Raw genomic sequence first — 15,412 nt, forward strand, 5'->3', positions numbered from 1 at the left:
GAAGCAAGAGCTAATGAATTTATTACAAGGGCTAATTTGCAGAAGCTAATCAAAAAAAACAAGATTCTATGAGTAAATTTGTAATGATCATATTCGGCGCTTCGGGCGACTTGACGAAACGCAAACTGATGCCGGCACTCTACTCGCTCTACAAGGATAATCGTTTGCCCGAAGGATTTGCCATTCTCGGTATCGGCCGTACCGACTATGCGGATGAAACTTATCGCGATTATATCCTGAACGAGCTGGAACATTTTGTCACACCGGCCGAAGTGGGAATGAAAGAGTTCTGCACTCATTTGCACTACCTTAGTATGGATCCTGCCATAGAAGAAGGTTACGGAACCCTGGACAGCCGTTTGCAGGAAATCACCGGTGAAAAGGAACCGGACAATTTACTGTTCTATCTCGCTACGCCGCCCTCACTTTATGGCGTCATCCCTCTACATCTGAAAACAGCCGGATTGAATCGTAAACATACCCGCATCATCGTCGAAAAGCCTTTCGGCTACGATCTGAAGTCGGCACAAGAATTAAACCATATCTATGCTTCCGTTTTCGAAGAGTCTCAGATCTATCGCATTGACCACTTCCTTGGTAAAGAGACGGCACAAAATATCCTTGCTTTCCGTTTTGCCAATGGCATTTTTGAACCGTTGTGGAATCGTAATTACATCGATTATGTAGAGGTTACCGCTGTCGAGAATCTCGGTATCGAACAGCGTGGCGGCTTCTATGACGGTACAGGCGCTTTGCGTGACATGGTACAGAACCACCTTATCCAACTGGTGGCCCTCACTGCCATGGAGCCTCCCGCTGTCTTCACCGCCGATAATTTCCGTAACGAAGTGGTAAAAGTCTACGAGTCACTGAAACCTCTGACGGATGAAGATTTGAATGAACATATAGTCCGCGGACAATATACCGCTTCCGGTTCTAAAAAGGGCTACCGTGAAGAGAAGAACGTCCCCGCCGATTCGCGCACTGAAACTTACATCGCCATGAAGATCGGTATTGATAACTGGCGTTGGAGCGGCGTACCTTTCTACATCCGCACAGGAAAGCAGATGCCTACCAAGGTGACGGAAATCGTAGTGCACTTCCGTGAAACGCCCCATCAGATGTTTCATTGCCATGGCGGACACTGTCCGCGGGCTAACAAACTAATCCTCCGCCTGCAACCCAACGAGGGTATTGTGCTGAAATTCGGCATGAAAGTTCCCGGACCGGGATTCGATGTGAAGCAAGTAATGATGGACTTCAGTTACGACCAACTGGGCGGACGCGCCACGGGCGATGCTTATGCCCGCCTGATTGAAGATTGCATTCAGGGCGACCCGACACTCTTTACCCGCAGTGATGCTGTCGAAGCCTCCTGGCGTTTCTTTGATCCTGTGCTGCGCTATTGGAATGAATATCCTGACGCGCCTCTCTACGGTTATCCTGTCGGAACCTGGGGGCCTCTGGAAAGTGAAGCTATGATGCACGAACATGGTGCCGACTGGACCAATCCGTGTAAAAACCTTACGAACACTGATCAATATTGTGAGTTATGAAAACTTATATCTATAGTACAGCTGTCGAAACGGCGCGCGCTCTCATCAAGCACCTTATTAGTTTGATGGAGGAAGAGCCGCAGAAGATTTTTCACATAGCATTCAGTGGAGGCAGCACGCCCTCGCTCATGTTCGATTTGTGGGCGGAAGAATTCAAGGATGCCACTCCGTGGAGCCGTATGCGTATTTATTGGGTGGACGAACGGTGTGTACCTGCCGAAGATTCGGAGAGTAACTATGGCAATATGCGCCGGCTGTTGCTGGATGAAGTGGGAATACCTGAGGAGTATATTTTTCCTATTGACGGCAGCAACGATCCCGATGATGAGGCGAATAGCTATTCTCGCATAGTGCGTTGCAATGCGCCACTCTGGCATGGCTTTCCGGCTCTTGATATTGTTCTGTTGGGGGCGGGAGAAGACGGGCATACCTCGTCCATTTTCCCCGGTCAGGAGTATTTGCTTTCTTCTTTCCATCCTTACGAGGTAAGTGTTAATCCTTACAATGGGCAGAAGCGCATAGCCATGACCGGCTGTTTGCTTTTTAATGCCAAGCAGCTGATTTTCTTTGTGACAGGCAGAAACAAGTCCAACGTTGTGCGCGATATTCTGGATTCGGGTGATACCGGTCCGGCTGCCTATGTGGCGCACCATGCCTGGAATGTGGAAGTGTTTATGGATGAGCTGGCGAAACCCCAACCCATCCATGAGAGTGATTTATAAAAAAAGAGAGTGATTTATCATCAATTGGACGTTCCGCTTTCCAGAATGCTGACGATGGAGAACAGCGTGAAACAGATGCCGCCTAATCCTGCCAATACGCGTGCGGGAACAAAGTAGACATCATTCAGTGTTGTCATTTCAAACAGAAAAGCAGAGAGGAAAAGACAAGTAAGCGCGGTGAACACCGGAATGAGCGGAATTCGGTTCGCCAGCTTAAAGACGTTCCGCCAAATAACAGCCAGCAGAATTACTTTGCTGGATATGCTGTAACAAACTAAACCCAGACCTATCATAATGTATCCGGTGGAAGACTTGCCCGGGTCGGCATTCGTCAGCACCCAAAGTCCCCACAGGATACTCAGTGTACCCATCACCAATACGAGGGCGGGCCACCATTTTCGTTCGGCAGCACTATAAGAGTTACGTATCTGCCGGACAATGGTAGCAACCAGTGCAACCAGGCTCGTACAGATACATGCCAGTCCGGCCATAACGTGTCCGGCCACATAGTAAGCGGTGTGGATATCACTTTGTCCCAATAACCAGAATGCCCAAACCCATGTAATGACGGCGAACACAACAGCCAGAATGATGAGTATGTCCGCCTGTGCCGAAGAGAATGACTTGGCAGGTACGGCATGGTCAGTCTTCTTGGAATTTTGCGTGATGAAGGTGAAGCGGGTGGAAGAGGTGGCGGTAGTGGCTACACATGCAGTGATGAAAGCTACTCCGCAAATGACATGTCCCGCAACGAAATGGGCTACCGTACTGCCGTCACTAATGTATGTCATTCCACCGATGAAACACACCACGGCAGCCAGATAGCCGATGATGGGCAGGGCATATTTTGCTGCCGTACTATACGTGTGGATAATCTGCCGGATGATGGTACCTGCCGTAGCGAACAGCGCAATACATATCATTCCTAAAGAGAAGACCACGGGCCCCGCAACGAATCGGTTCGTGTCCGTCCCCATGTCGAGCACAAAGGCTCCGTAGCCGAAACAAAAAAGGGCCATCAGCAATGGGATAGCCCTGAAAAGGATACTAATACCGTAATTCATAACTGTTATCGTTTTTAAGTTTCCCCTTCCAACAGTATTCCTTACGGTTTGTTTTCGGTTTTAATATTTGTTCACCACAGATTTAGTTCTCAAAGATGGCATTTCCAGATGTTCCTCCTCAGTATCTTGCGGATTATAAATCCGATTGGACGGTCGCAGTGGCCGAAAATGTTCTTTGGATTTATACTCGTTGCAGCAGTTCCTTCGTCAGGGATGCGGGGTTCTGGCGGGTGTTCCACAGAGCTATAATGAGCAGAACGTCATTGTTAATTTCAATATAGATAAGTTTACTGAGCTTGTTTATGGGGATAGAACGGATGCGTCCATCAAGAACTGTTGTTAGCAATGGTTCGTGCTTGCCTATCTGTGGAAAGCTGACTAACTTTTGGGTAAGTGTAGCTATCTTTGCTCTAAAATTACGGGCTGAGGTGAATGAAAATTCGGTTTCAAGATAGTTCAGGGTGGCTTCTAAGTCATCGAGAGCAGCAGTGTCCCATCTTATTTCCATCTTTCGGTACGTTTCAGCATTTCGTCGTTGGTGGCGTACTCTCCATGTGCGTACCGCTGGATGGCGGCTGTTGCACGTTGCTCTATCTCCTCTGCTGTATAGCAGCAGGGTGGTTCAGTATGGTGGGCTTCTTTCTCCTTCTTCAGTGCCTTTACGGCGCTGAGCACTTTCCGCAGCAGACTTTCATCGTTACCGATGGTGCCGAGTTCGCTCAGCAGTTCGGCATATAGATTCATTGTTGCCATATGGTTTCTCCTTTTTTCTTTTAGGTTATTGATTTGACAAAGATACGGATTCGCTGCCGGAAAAGCAATGCTTGTCGAAGGAAAACCTCATGGTCTTCGTGTGCATTGTAGGTATCATCGCTTTTCAGATTCACGATGAACCGGATACCGGCGTTAATACTCAGTGCTGTAGTATTGTCATTTTGACAATTTGTATTTTTAGTTGACTGAGAATGTGCTATTTCTGTCCGGAGGTCAATAGGATTGGAAGCGTGCAAACGAAAATGAATAAACGTCAGATAGTTAATGCGGTATCAAAATACTTACATTTATTCTGGATGAAATAAACGCACTGATAAGTGGGAAATATAATATCAATAAGTCAAATTCTGATATGTAGTAACCCTTTTGTTGGTATGTAGTAACCTTTTTGCCCATATCTAGTAACCATATCAATCATAAGTAGTAACCCTTTTCTGCATAAAAAGCAGTTAAAACTGCAAGTATATACTGAAATAGCGCATTGTTATAATCATTTTATTCATAGAATATGCTGGAATGTAAATATGTGCAATATAGTATGTCACTAAACATATTGAAATGCTACCATGATGAGTGCATATTAACTGTTTTGCTATTATTATGATGTTTTGCTTTCTAATCCTTTCAATTTCCTTTGATCTCATGTCTGAGAAATTGGAATATGTATCTACTCATTTTAAGAACTTTGCAATGTGATTGTTTGTTTATACTGCAAATTAACTAACAACTTAACATGAATCAATTATGCGAAAAGTGAATGTTCTTTATAGTATGGTATTCATGATTACACTCTTTGGAGTATCTGTAAATCATTTGAATGCTTGTACCCGTGTAGTCTATCAGGGTGATAATAATATGATAATAACCGGTCGTACTATGGATTGGAAAGAAGATACCCGTAGTAATATCTGGATTTTCCCGCGAGGTATGGAGCGCAACGGAGAGGTAGGGAAGGACCCGATGCGTTGGAAATCTAAATACGGCAGTGTGATAACTTCGGCTTATGACATCTGTAGCACTGACGGTATGAATGAAAAAGGACTCGTTGCCAATCTGTTGTGGCTGGCAGAATCATCCTATCCCCAATGGAACGGTGAGAGACCGGCTTTGTCCATAGCCGCCTGGGTGCAATATATGCTTGATAATTTTGCAACGGTGGATGAGGCTGTTGCCGAGGTAGAAAAGAATACTTTCGATGTGGTGTCGGATATGATGCCCGACGGTACGCGTATGGCTACCCTTCATCTTTCCATTTCGGACGCTACGGGTGATAATGCTATTTTTGAGTATGTGGACGGAAAGTTGGATATTCATCATAGCAAAGCATATCAGGTAATGACAAACTCACCTGTGTTTGATCAGCAACTGGCGCTTGATGATTACTGGAAGAATATCGGAGGAACCACTTTTTTACCGGGTACCAATCGTGCTGCCGACCGTTTTGTGAGAGCTTCTTTCTATATAAATGCTATTCCTAAAACAGAAGATACCCGTACAGCCTTGGCCAGTGTATTCAGCGTGATACGCAATACTTCCGTTCCGTTCGGTATCAGCACTCCTGATCAGCCGAATATTTCTTCAACCCGATGGAGGACAGTTTCCGATCAGAAGGATAAAGTTTATTACTTTGAGTCTACTTTATATCCCAATGTATTTTGGATTGACTTTAAGGATGTGGATTTCTCAGAGAAAGCGCCTGTCAAGAAGTTGAATCTTCTTTCCGGTAAAACGTATGCGGGAAATACTGCCAAAGAGTTTGTCGCTACAAAACCTTTCCAGTTCTTGGGAATCAAATAGTATGGAGTTTTACGCTCATAAAAAAAAATGAAATGCACCCTGACTACGCTTAGAAAGGGTGCATCTCTGCAAAACAAACAAACAGTTTCAACCTTTTATGACCAAAACTGAGATATACTATATATACTACAAATATATCTTAGGTTTTCTATCCAAAAACCTTGTAACTGCAAAGGAAGCTAATTTTGAAAGAAATGTCTCTATTTCTTTTTTACTTGTTATAAATAAAAGTCTCCGGGTGTATTAAAAAAAGTGCAATAATGCTATATATCAAGCATTTGAAAAAATGCACCCTAACTATATGAAAGGGTGCATCTTAACCAAAAATTGCCTATCTTAGTCTTCACAGACTATACAAGATAGGGCAAAGTAAGCGATTTGATTAAGTAATCACACTCTTTTGCCTTCATTTGTTATAAATAAAAGTCCTCGTATATATAAATAAAAATCTAAGTTATTTGGATATTAGAATTTTATATACCTGATGATTTAAGCAGATAGTAAATAAAAAAAGCACTTCCTATCGTTCGCTTACGGAGGAAGTGCTTCACACAAAAACTAAACTAGACTTAACTAAACTATTCTATTGGGGGAAGTTTCACAACTTCCTTTATCTGTTCGATGCAAAGGTAAAAAAACATTTTTTAATATGCAATAGGAAATAATGTTTTGTCGACAGATTCGGATATTTTATCGACAAATGAATGTTATTTCCTAGCTCCTTTTATCCAGGAAAGTTTGAAATACCTGTTTATAACTATCGCTGACAGGGATATACGTTTTATCAAACACAATCCGTCCCCGATCAATAACTCTTATTTTTTCTTTCTGTACAATATAAGATCTGTGAACCCGCATGAAACGGGATGTTGGTAATAATTCCTCCATTGATTTCATACTCATAAGCGATAAAATAGGCCGGGCGGTATCTTCTGTATAAATTTTAACATAATCCTTCAAACCTTCTACATAAAGTATCTTTTTAAGTTCTATTTGTACCAGCTTATAGTCACTTTTTACAAATATACTTTCTATTTCTTCTTTAGGCTGTTGTAAGAGTTCAAACCATTGTACGGCTTTATTAGCTGCCTGCAAAAAATCCACGTAAGAAATAGGTTTTAGCAGATAATCCAAAGCATTTACTTTATAACCATCAATGGCGTATTGTTCAAAAGCGGTACTAAAGACAATGCGGGTATGTGTATCTACCATTTTGGAGAATTCCAAACCGTTAAGTTCGGGCATCTGTATATCAAGGAAAAGCAAATCCACTTGCTTATCCGGCAGTTCCTTCATAGCCTGTACGGCACTGGAATACTTCCCCTTCAATGTCAGGAACGGAGTTTTGTTGACGTAGCTTTCCAGTAAATCTAAAGCTAAAGGTTCGTCATCTACTATGGCACAAGTTAGATTCATAATGTTGAATGTTAAAGAGTGATAAGATTGATTTATATTCTTTCCCATCGTCGCTTACTCCTTGGGTCCATTCATATTGGCCGGGATAAGTTAATTCCAGGCGTTTCCGCACTTGCTCCAGTCCTATGCCACTTCCACTTTTATCAGTCTGGCTTTTGGGATGGTAGCTGTTGGTTATTTCGCAGCATACCCGACCGGGGCTTTCACTGAAATGGATGTGGATAAAACTGGGCTCGGTGGGAGAGATGCCATGTTTGAAGGCATTCTCTATGAGGGAGATGAAAATGAGCGGGGCTATTTCCGTACGACTATCGGCACGAACATCTATTTGTGTCTCTACAGTTACGTTTGCGGAGAGGCGAATGCGCATCAGTTCAATGTAGTTGCGGATGAAATCCATCTCTTTGCCAAGAGAGACAAAATTCTGTTGATTGTCGTAGAGAACGTGACGCAGCAGGCGACTTAATTCCTGAACGGCGGCTTGTGCTTTATCGCTGTCGAAGGCGATAAGAGCATAGATGTTGTTCAGGGTGTTGAGTAGGAAGTGCGGGTTCAGTTGATTACGCAGGTTTTTCAGTTCCGCTTCCGTGCGGCTTTTCTCGGCTTCCCGGCGTGCGGCTTCTACTTTTACCCAACGGCCACTCATACGGATGGCAGCGGCCAGTCCTACGGTGAGAACCATTGAGAAGACATCTCGCAGGATGAAGATCCAACTGGGAGGTCCGGGACGTTTGTGAGCTTCGGGTTTCACATACGTATGGAAGATGAAATCTTGCCAAAAGTGTACGCCGACAGCTGTGCAAAGTATGAGCAGGAGATTCAGTAATACATATTGCTTGATGTGTCCCTCAAATAAGAAACGGGGGATGAAGAAACAGTAGTTTAGGTAGAACACGATCAGGAATGATACCGGAACCGCACTGCCATGACGTAAATAGTCTACCCAGCTTACCGTAAATCCGCTACGATTCATCAGCAGAAATGGGAAAGCGAAAACGATTCCCCATCCGATGATATGGATGAGAACTTCTACAATCCGGCGAGTTTGGGAGTCTTGCATAATCATGTTACAAAAATAATTAATTTTAGTGATTAACGTTTAGTGATTAGTGATTAATTGCTGTGTAGCGTATTGGAATTCCCAACTAACCACTAATCACTAACCGCTAATCCCTTTTATTCGTATCTTATTGCCTCTATCGGGTCCAGATCCGCCGCCTTCTTAGCCGGATACCAGCCGAAGAATACACCGGTGACCGTACAAACGGCGAAGGAGAGGAATACACTCCATGCCTGGATGTAGATAGGCCAGTGGGCTACGTTCTTTACGATGAATGAGGCTCCGCAGCCAATGACAACTCCGATGATACCACCTGTGATGCTGATAAGGATGGCCTCAATTAGGAATTGCGAGAGAATATCCACCCCACGGGCACCGACAGACATACGCAGACCGATTTCACGGGTACGCTCCGTCACGCTGACGTACATGATGTTCATGATACCGATACCGCCTACTACCAGCGAGATACCGGCGATACATGCCAGGAGTGTTGTCATCAGGTCGGTAGTGGAGTTCAGCATGGTACTGAGTTCCTGCTGGCTGCGAATGGTGAAGTCGTCGTCATCACTTTCTTTCAGCTTATGGTTGCGGCGCAGGATGGTGGTGATTTCATCCGTTGCATAATCCGTCATATCCTCAGAGAGGGCAGAGGCGAAGACACCTTGCAGGTATGTGACGGCAAGCATACGTTTCATTACCGTGGTATAAGGTGCCAGTACGATTTCGTCCTGGTCCATACCCATGGAGTTGTAGCCTTTGGCTTTAAGTACACCCACTACACGCAGGGGTACCTGGTTGAAACGGATGATATGTCCGATAGGGTCCTGTCCGTCCGGGAAAAGATTGTCCACAATGGTCTTACCGATGATGCAGACTTTGGCGGCACTCTGAATGTCCGCTTCGGTAAACATCTCGCCACTCTCTACGCTTAACTGGCGGATTTCGAGATATTCGGTACCTACACCATTTACAGAGGCAGGATAGTTGTTGTTTCCTGCGATGAGCTGTCCGCTGGACGATACATTGGGGCTGACGGCTGCCAGGAAGTTGGTTTCATCCCGCAGGGCTTCATAATCAGTCAGCTTCAGAGTCTGCATGGACGAGGCATCCTGACGGACACCGCCACGCATATCACCGCCCGGATGAATCATAATCATATTCGAACCCATTTCCGCGATCTGTGCCTGAATGCTTTTCTTCGAGCCTTGCCCGATGGCGAGCATGGTGATGACGGATGCCACACCGATGATGATACCCAGCATGGTGAGGAAGGCGCGAAGCTTATTGTTGGCAAGGGCGCGGAGGGCTATTTTGAAAAGGTTTGTTCCGTTCATAATTTATATTTATTAGTCTTCATCACTCTTTGGTAGCGCTGCCAGAGCTTCTGCCGCTGAGAGGATTTTCGGGTTCACCGTATCTTCCGTCACATGCCCGTCGCGTAGACGGATATTCCGGCTACTGTACTGAGCTATTTCGGGGTTGTGGGTGACAAATATAATCGTACGTCCTTCGGCATGCAGTTTCTGGAAGAGAACCAATATCTCAAAAGAAGTACGTGTATCCAGATTACCTGTTGCTTCATCGGCAAGGATTACCGCAGGGTTGTTCACCAGGGCTCGGGCGATGGCTACACGCTGCATCTGTCCGCCGGACATCTGGTTCGATTTATGTTCCAGACGATTACCCAGTCCCACTGCTTGCAGGGCTTGAATGGCGCGTTGCTTACGTTCGGCTGCTGAGACGGAAGCGTTGTACATCAAAGGTAACTCTACATTCTCTACGGCAGTGGTCTTTGCCAACAGGTTGTAATTCTGAAAAACAAAGCCGATCTTCCGGTTCCGCAGGATGGCTCGTTGAGGTTTGCTCATGGTGCGTACGGATATGCCATCTAGCAGGTATTCGCCGCTGGTGGGAGTATCTAGGCAGCCCAGGGTATTCAACAGCGTTGACTTACCGGAGCCGGACGTACCCATGATGGTCACGAACTCTCCTTCGGTGATGGAGAAGGAGACGCCACGCAGGGCATGGACCGTTTCATCGCCCACCTGAAAGTCGCGCCGAATATTTTGTAATTCTATAACTGTTTTGCTCATTGTTTCGGAATTGTTTCGTTGAATAAATGAAAAATTACTTGCATGCCGAAAGGAAACTTTGCTCCAGCGCTACGCTGGTTATTTACTATTCTTTTTCTTGTTGTTTCCCGGAGGGCCCGGCATGAAAGGACTTCTTTCGCCGTCTCCCTGGCCTTCGGCTACAGCGGTTTCGGCACCTGTGCTAATCACCGCATCGGATACTATTTGTGTGCCTTCGTTGATACCGCCTGTAATTTCGGTGACAATTCCGTTAGAGATACCTATGCTGACCGGATGTGCAGTGAATGTGTCACCTTCACGAGTCCAGACTTTATGTTCACCTTCGCAATCTTTAACCACTGCATTCGATCCTACCAGTGGAACGGCAGGCGTAAAGCGCAGCGCTTTTGCCGGAACGCTCAGTACTCCTTGTTTATCCAGAGTGTAGATAGTGATGTTTGCCGTCAGCCTCGGTTTCAGTTTCAAGTCCGGATTGTGGGCGGAAATGACTACTTCATACGTAACTACCGTAGTGGTGGTAGTGGTACTGCTTGAACTGCTTGTGGCTCCCAGGCGAATCTGTGTCACTTTTCCTTCGAACACATCATTCGGATAAGCGTCTACCGTGAAACTTACACGCTGTCCTTCTTCCACATCGCCTATATCGGCTTCATCCACGTCAGCCACTACCTGCATCTGTGTCAGGTCGGCAGCGATGGTGAAGAGGGTCGGGGTTTCAAAACCGGAAGCTACTGTCTGTCCTTCTTCCACGTCGCGGCTGATGACAACGCCGTCGATAGGAGAGGTGATGGTTGCATAGGACAGATTGCGCTCTGCTTTGGCCAGAGAGGCTTTACTACTGTCGAAGGCGCTCTTTGCTTTCTGGTAGTTATAAAGACTTTGCTCGTAATCCGTATCACTGATGAGTTGTTTCTCATGCAATCCTTTGTTACGCTCGTAATTTTTCTGTTGATATTCATATTCGGCTTTGGCACCGTCGTAAGTAGCCTTTTGCGATGCTAATTCGCTTTGCAGGGTTACTTTGTCCATTTCGGCAATGAGCTGCCCCTTGGTTACTACTGAGTTATAGTCTGCGTACAATCTATCGATGATACCGCTGACCTGTGTACCTACTTCCACTTCGGTCACCGGTTCGATAGTGCCTGTGGCCGTCACGGAATTGGAAATGTTGGCGCGGTCTACGGTGGCCGTCTCATATACCACTTTCCGCTTTTTGGCTTGTCCGCCAAATGCCCAAATAGCTATGCCGGCTACAATAATGACTCCGACCGCTAAGCTGATAATTTTCTTTTTACTCATACCTTATATTTCTTATCTCGTTTATTTCTTATCTCGTTGAATGATATATTATATATCTGAATTATGCTGACATACAGGCTTGTTTACGTCATGCGGTTACAACTGTATACCTTCGCCCTGGTAGAAGCGGAGCAACTGTGCATTCAGTATTGCCATGTACTTGGCTTGCAGTGTTTCCTGCTGTGCGTTGAGCAGATTATTCTTCTCAGTCAGCAGTTCCACGGTATTCTTCATGCCCAGGTTGAATTGTTCCTGAATCAGATCGTAACTGGTCTGCGTACTGCGCAGTTTCTCGGCAGCGGCAACATATTGCTGCTGTGCACTGTTGGCATCCAGCCAGAGGCTTTCTATGGTCTTGTATAAAGTTTTCTGCTGATCTTGCAAGTCCAGTTCACTGGTCTGCTTTTGCAGACGGGCCTTTTGCACGGCACTCTTGGTCTGACGGTTGGTGAAGATGGGGATGCTTACGGTCAGTCCCAGTGAGTTGTTCCAATTATTCTTTACCTGTTCGGAGAAGGAAAAATCGTTGCCATTGGCATTCGTTGTACCGATACCTGCGCTGAGGCTTAATGTCGGAATATATCCCGCTTTAGCGATGCTGATGTCAAGGTCGGATGCCTTAACATTCAGTTTGCCCGACTCTATCTCCGGGCGGAAAGTGAGGGCGGCTTGATACACATCCGTCTTGGTGGGTAGGGGTATCAATACATTCTCATCTCCTAGGGAGGGCAGATAGAGGTTCATTTCCTTTTCACCATCCAGTTCAAGTAGTTGTTTCAGTTGTAGTTTGTAGTCCTGAAGGGTGGCTTGTGCCGTCACTAACTGATATTTATCTGTGCTGACCTGTGCATCCAGTTGCGCAAGGTCGCTCTTAGCGATGCTTCCGGCTTCCAACAATTGCTGTCCGCGGTCACGTTCGGCCTGGCTGACGGCAAGTGTATTTTCGTTCACTTTCACAGCTTCGGCAGCATAGAGTATCTGCACGTATATCTGTGCAATGCTTTCCTCAATGGAATTTTCACTCTCGGCAACGTTGAGCTCGGCGATGCGATTGTTCAGTTGCTGTTGCTTGATGGTGTTCAGACGTTTGCTACCGTTGTAAAGGGTCCAGTTGGCATCAATGCCATAACTGCCGTTGTACGAGGTCTTACTGCTACTGCTGGTGATGTTGTCGCCACTGATGATGGTACCGCTTTCACTGTTCGGGCGGTTCACAATGCGCTGGCTGATACTTGCCGAGAGGCTGGGAAAAAGAGCAGCCTTGGCCGTTTTTACATCTACTTCTGCGCTTTCCGCACTGATACGGTTACGCTTCAGGGTGATGTTGTGTTGCAAGGCATAGTCGATGCAAGTCTGCAAATCCCACTGAGCGGGAAGTGCAGTGTCAGCTTTGGGAGCGGCATCGGATGCCGTTAACTCTTGCGATGCAATGGGAGCGGCGTCCTGTGCCCGCAGTGTCGTGCTGCCGACACAGGCGCTTGCTACGCAGAGTGTTATCACTGTCAATCTTCTTACGTTTCTCATATCTTCGTTATGCTATATTGTTTAACGCTTGCGAAGATACGTTGTCGGAAAATGCCCCGCAAAAGAGATAGACAGTTCTGAATTTTTCGTCGTCGGAATGCTTTTTTGTGTCGATGACTAACTTTTTGCCCTTTTATTTGTTATTTAATATATAAAAGTTTTATATTTGTAATGATTATAAATTTCTATTATGAAGAATACAGTCCTGAAAATCTGGCGTTTTTACGTCGATGGTTTCCGAGGTATGACACTTGGGAGAACTTTATGGTTCATTATTCTGGTGAAACTCTTCATCATGTTCTTCATATTGCGCCTTTTCTTCTTTCCCAATTATCTGAATACGCCGGCCGTAGGCGGAGATAAAGAAGAGTATGTGGGCAGGGAACTCATCCATCGTGCTATTGGTGATCCGCCTTGAGTAAAGCAATAACTCCTTTAACTTCTGAGTAAAGCAACTAACAATTAATAACTATAACTCGATTTCTTATGCTTGAACACATCGACACTTCTCTGATTGACTGGTCGAGGGCACAATTTGCACTGACCGCTATTTATCATTGGATTTTTGTGCCGCTCACGCTAGGGCTGGCAGTCATCATGGGTATCATGGAGACTATGTATTATCGTACGGGTGATGAGTTTTGGAAACGCACCGCCAAGTTTTGGATGAAACTATTCGGTATCAACTTTGCCATAGGCGTGGCGACGGGACTGATTCTGGAGTTTGAGTTCGGAACCAACTGGAGCAATTACAGCTGGTTTGTGGGCGATATCTTCGGGGCGCCGCTTGCTATCGAAGGCATTCTGGCCTTCTTTATGGAGGCTACTTTCATCGCAGTCATGTTCTTTGGCTGGGATAAGGTGAGCAAGAAGTTTCACCTGGCATCTACCTGGCTGACGGGACTTGGTGCTACGATTTCAGCCTGGTGGATACTTGTGGCAAATGCATGGATGCAAAATCCGGTGGGGATGGAGTTCAATCCGGATACTGTGAGAAATGAGATGGTGGACTTTTGGGCAGTGGCTTTGTCGCCTACGGCGGTGAATAAGTTTTTCCATACGGTGTTGTCCGGCTGGGTGCTGGGTGCCGTGTTTGTGGTAGGTGTGGCGTGCTGGTTTCTGCTGAAGAAGCGGAATAAGAAGTTCGCATTGTCCAGCATAAAGATAGCTGCCTGGGTAGGTTTGGTTTCGGCCCTGCTCTCTGCATGGACGGGAGACGGTTCGGGCTATCAGGTGGCACAGACGCAGCCGATGAAGCTGGCTGCCATGGAAGGATATTATGAGGGGCAGCAGGGGGCCGGATTGGTTGCCATCGGTATGCTGAATCCTGAAAAAAAGACTTATAATGACGGACAGGATCCTTTCCTGTTCAGAATAGAGATACCAAAGATGCTTTCATTGCTGGCGGAAAGGAAGTTGGATGGATTCGTGCCCGGTATCACGGACCTTATTGAGGGTGGTTATCAGTTGAAAGACGGAACGCAGGCACTTTCTGCCGAGGAGAAGATAGAACGCGGGAAAACAGCGATTGGTGCGCTGGCAGCTTATCGTGCCGCACAGGCTGCGGATAACGATGCCGAAGCTGTGGAAGCTGCCAAGGTGTTGAAGGAAAATGTAGCTTATTTTGGTTATGGATATATTAAGGATGTAAATGACCTGGTGCCTAATGTGCCACTGACATTCTATGCATTTCGTGTGATGGTGATGTTGGGCGGATACTTTATACTATTCTTTATAGTTGTATTGTTCCTGGCATACAAGCGGGATTTGTCAAAAATGAAATGGATGCACTGGGTAGCTCTGCTGACTATTCCATTGGGCTATCTGGCCGGACAAGCCGGATGGGTGGTTGCCGAATGTGGGCGTCAACCATGGGCCATACAGGATATGCTGCCTGTAAATGCAGCTATCTCAAAGTTGGATGTCGGCTCCGTGCAGACAACATTCTTCATCTTCCTGGTATTGTTTACCGTCATGCTGATAGCCGAAATCGGTATCTTGCTGAAAGCGATAAAGAAAGGACCGGAAGGAGAAGATTTATAAGATTTATGATTTAAGATTTATGCCATGCGGAATTATGGCGTGGTATAAATCATATTCTATT

General features: G+C 45.8%; 14 protein-coding genes. 5 read left to right on the forward strand and 9 right to left on the reverse strand.

Annotated elements, in window-relative coordinates:
• The first annotated feature begins 68 nt into the window (after window positions 1-68).
• Both zwf and pgl read left to right on the forward strand, forming a co-directional pair.
• Entirely contained in the window at window positions 69-1,556 is a 1,488-nt protein-coding gene (gene zwf / locus K429_RS0123340; protein WP_022209407.1) for a glucose-6-phosphate dehydrogenase, read from the forward strand.
• On the forward strand, window positions 1,553-2,278 hold the full coding sequence (gene pgl, locus K429_RS0123345; protein WP_007217857.1) for a 6-phosphogluconolactonase: 726 nt from the start codon (window positions 1,553-1,555) through the stop codon (window positions 2,276-2,278). Before zwf ends, pgl begins: the two co-directional genes overlap by 4 nt.
• 20 nt (window positions 2,279-2,298) lie before the next feature.
• Here pgl and K429_RS0123350 read toward each other — a convergent pair whose 3' ends face one another.
• The 3 genes from K429_RS0123350 to K429_RS0123360 all read right to left on the reverse strand — a co-directional run bounded on the left by K429_RS0123350 (window position 2,299) and on the right by K429_RS0123360 (window position 4,095).
• Window positions 2,299-3,342 (reverse strand): DUF2776 family protein, encoded by a 1,044-nt coding sequence (locus K429_RS0123350; RefSeq protein ID WP_029328279.1) that lies wholly within the window; start codon window positions 3,340-3,342, stop codon window positions 2,299-2,301.
• 181 nt (window positions 3,343-3,523) lie between these two features.
• Window positions 3,524-3,850: a type II toxin-antitoxin system RelE/ParE family toxin gene (locus K429_RS0123355; RefSeq protein WP_029328280.1), complete on the reverse strand. Its 327-nt coding sequence runs from the start codon at window positions 3,848-3,850 to the stop codon at window positions 3,524-3,526.
• Window positions 3,841-4,095, reverse strand: a complete 255-nt coding sequence (locus tag K429_RS0123360) for a hypothetical protein (protein ID WP_029328281.1) — start codon at window positions 4,093-4,095, stop codon at window positions 3,841-3,843. The genes K429_RS0123355 and K429_RS0123360 overlap by 10 nt, the downstream gene beginning before the upstream one ends.
• A 792-nt stretch (window positions 4,096-4,887) precedes the next feature.
• On the opposite strand from K429_RS0123360, the gene K429_RS0123365 reads away from it, so the two are divergent.
• Window positions 4,888-5,913 carry a linear amide C-N hydrolase gene (locus K429_RS0123365; RefSeq protein WP_226810811.1) on the forward strand — a complete coding sequence of 342 codons (1,026 nt, stop codon included), beginning with the start codon at window positions 4,888-4,890 and terminating at the stop codon, window positions 5,911-5,913.
• A 714-nt stretch (window positions 5,914-6,627) separates the two neighbouring features.
• Here K429_RS0123365 and K429_RS0123370 read toward each other — a convergent pair.
• The 6 genes from K429_RS0123370 to K429_RS0123395 form a co-directional block, all read right to left on the reverse strand.
• A complete protein-coding gene (locus K429_RS0123370) occupies window positions 6,628-7,329 on the reverse strand; it encodes a LytTR family DNA-binding domain-containing protein (RefSeq protein WP_007213578.1) in 702 nt (233 codons plus the stop codon).
• Window positions 7,301-8,395: a sensor histidine kinase gene (locus tag K429_RS0123375; protein WP_007217862.1), complete on the reverse strand. Its 1,095-nt coding sequence runs from the start codon at window positions 8,393-8,395 to the stop codon at window positions 7,301-7,303. Before K429_RS0123375 ends, K429_RS0123370 begins: the two co-directional genes overlap by 29 nt.
• A 110-nt stretch (window positions 8,396-8,505) precedes the next feature.
• Window positions 8,506-9,726 (reverse strand): ABC transporter permease, encoded by a 1,221-nt coding sequence (locus tag K429_RS0123380; RefSeq protein ID WP_007213580.1) that lies wholly within the window; start codon window positions 9,724-9,726, stop codon window positions 8,506-8,508.
• A 12-nt stretch (window positions 9,727-9,738) separates the two neighbouring features.
• Window positions 9,739-10,485, reverse strand: coding sequence for an ABC transporter ATP-binding protein (locus K429_RS0123385; protein WP_007213581.1), 747 nt, complete (start codon window positions 10,483-10,485; stop codon window positions 9,739-9,741).
• Between the two features lie 78 nt (window positions 10,486-10,563).
• Window positions 10,564-11,784, reverse strand: a complete 1,221-nt coding sequence (locus tag K429_RS0123390; protein WP_007217864.1) for an efflux RND transporter periplasmic adaptor subunit — start codon at window positions 11,782-11,784, stop codon at window positions 10,564-10,566.
• Between the two features lie 96 nt (window positions 11,785-11,880).
• Window positions 11,881-13,308 carry a TolC family protein gene (locus K429_RS0123395; protein WP_029328283.1) on the reverse strand — a complete coding sequence of 476 codons (1,428 nt, stop codon included), beginning with the start codon at window positions 13,306-13,308 and terminating at the stop codon, window positions 11,881-11,883.
• A gap of 190 nt (window positions 13,309-13,498) precedes the next feature.
• Between K429_RS0123395 and K429_RS0123400 the strand changes: the two genes are divergently transcribed.
• Both K429_RS0123400 and K429_RS0123405 read left to right on the forward strand, forming a co-directional pair.
• Window positions 13,499-13,726 carry a DUF4492 domain-containing protein gene (locus K429_RS0123400; RefSeq protein ID WP_007213586.1) on the forward strand — a complete coding sequence of 76 codons (228 nt, stop codon included), beginning with the start codon at window positions 13,499-13,501 and terminating at the stop codon, window positions 13,724-13,726.
• A 68-nt stretch (window positions 13,727-13,794) separates the two neighbouring features.
• Window positions 13,795-15,351: a cytochrome ubiquinol oxidase subunit I gene (locus K429_RS0123405; protein ID WP_007213587.1), complete on the forward strand. Its 1,557-nt coding sequence runs from the start codon at window positions 13,795-13,797 to the stop codon at window positions 15,349-15,351.
• Window positions 15,352-15,412 lie beyond the last annotated feature (61 nt).

The organism is Bacteroides sp. 14(A) (genome assembly GCF_000526555.1).
GTDB classification, from domain to species: domain Bacteria; phylum Bacteroidota; class Bacteroidia; order Bacteroidales; family Bacteroidaceae; genus Bacteroides; species Bacteroides cellulosilyticus.

Excerpts from the sequence above, each read along its gene's own strand:
- zwf (WP_022209407.1), top strand. The coding sequence starts at position 69 with ATGAGTAAATTTGTAATGATCATATTCGGCGCTTCGGGCGACTTGACG.
- pgl (WP_007217857.1), top strand. The coding sequence starts at position 1,553 with ATGAAAACTTATATCTATAGTACAGCTGTCGAAACGGCGCGCGCTCTC.
- K429_RS0123350 (WP_029328279.1), bottom strand. The coding sequence starts at position 3,342 with ATGAATTACGGTATTAGTATCCTTTTCAGGGCTATCCCATTGCTGATG.
- K429_RS0123355 (WP_029328280.1), bottom strand. The coding sequence starts at position 3,850 with ATGGAAATAAGATGGGACACTGCTGCTCTCGATGACTTAGAAGCCACC.
- K429_RS0123360 (WP_029328281.1), bottom strand. The coding sequence starts at position 4,095 with ATGGCAACAATGAATCTATATGCCGAACTGCTGAGCGAACTCGGCACC.
- K429_RS0123365 (WP_226810811.1), top strand. The coding sequence starts at position 4,888 with ATGGTATTCATGATTACACTCTTTGGAGTATCTGTAAATCATTTGAAT.
- K429_RS0123370 (WP_007213578.1), bottom strand. The coding sequence starts at position 7,329 with ATGAATCTAACTTGTGCCATAGTAGATGACGAACCTTTAGCTTTAGAT.
- K429_RS0123375 (WP_007217862.1), bottom strand. The coding sequence starts at position 8,395 with ATGATTATGCAAGACTCCCAAACTCGCCGGATTGTAGAAGTTCTCATC.
- K429_RS0123380 (WP_007213580.1), bottom strand. The coding sequence starts at position 9,726 with ATGAACGGAACAAACCTTTTCAAAATAGCCCTCCGCGCCCTTGCCAAC.
- K429_RS0123385 (WP_007213581.1), bottom strand. The coding sequence starts at position 10,485 with ATGAGCAAAACAGTTATAGAATTACAAAATATTCGGCGCGACTTTCAG.
- K429_RS0123390 (WP_007217864.1), bottom strand. The coding sequence starts at position 11,784 with ATGAGTAAAAAGAAAATTATCAGCTTAGCGGTCGGAGTCATTATTGTA.
- K429_RS0123395 (WP_029328283.1), bottom strand. The coding sequence starts at position 13,308 with ATGAGAAACGTAAGAAGATTGACAGTGATAACACTCTGCGTAGCAAGC.
- K429_RS0123400 (WP_007213586.1), top strand. The coding sequence starts at position 13,499 with ATGAAGAATACAGTCCTGAAAATCTGGCGTTTTTACGTCGATGGTTTC.
- K429_RS0123405 (WP_007213587.1), top strand. The coding sequence starts at position 13,795 with ATGCTTGAACACATCGACACTTCTCTGATTGACTGGTCGAGGGCACAA.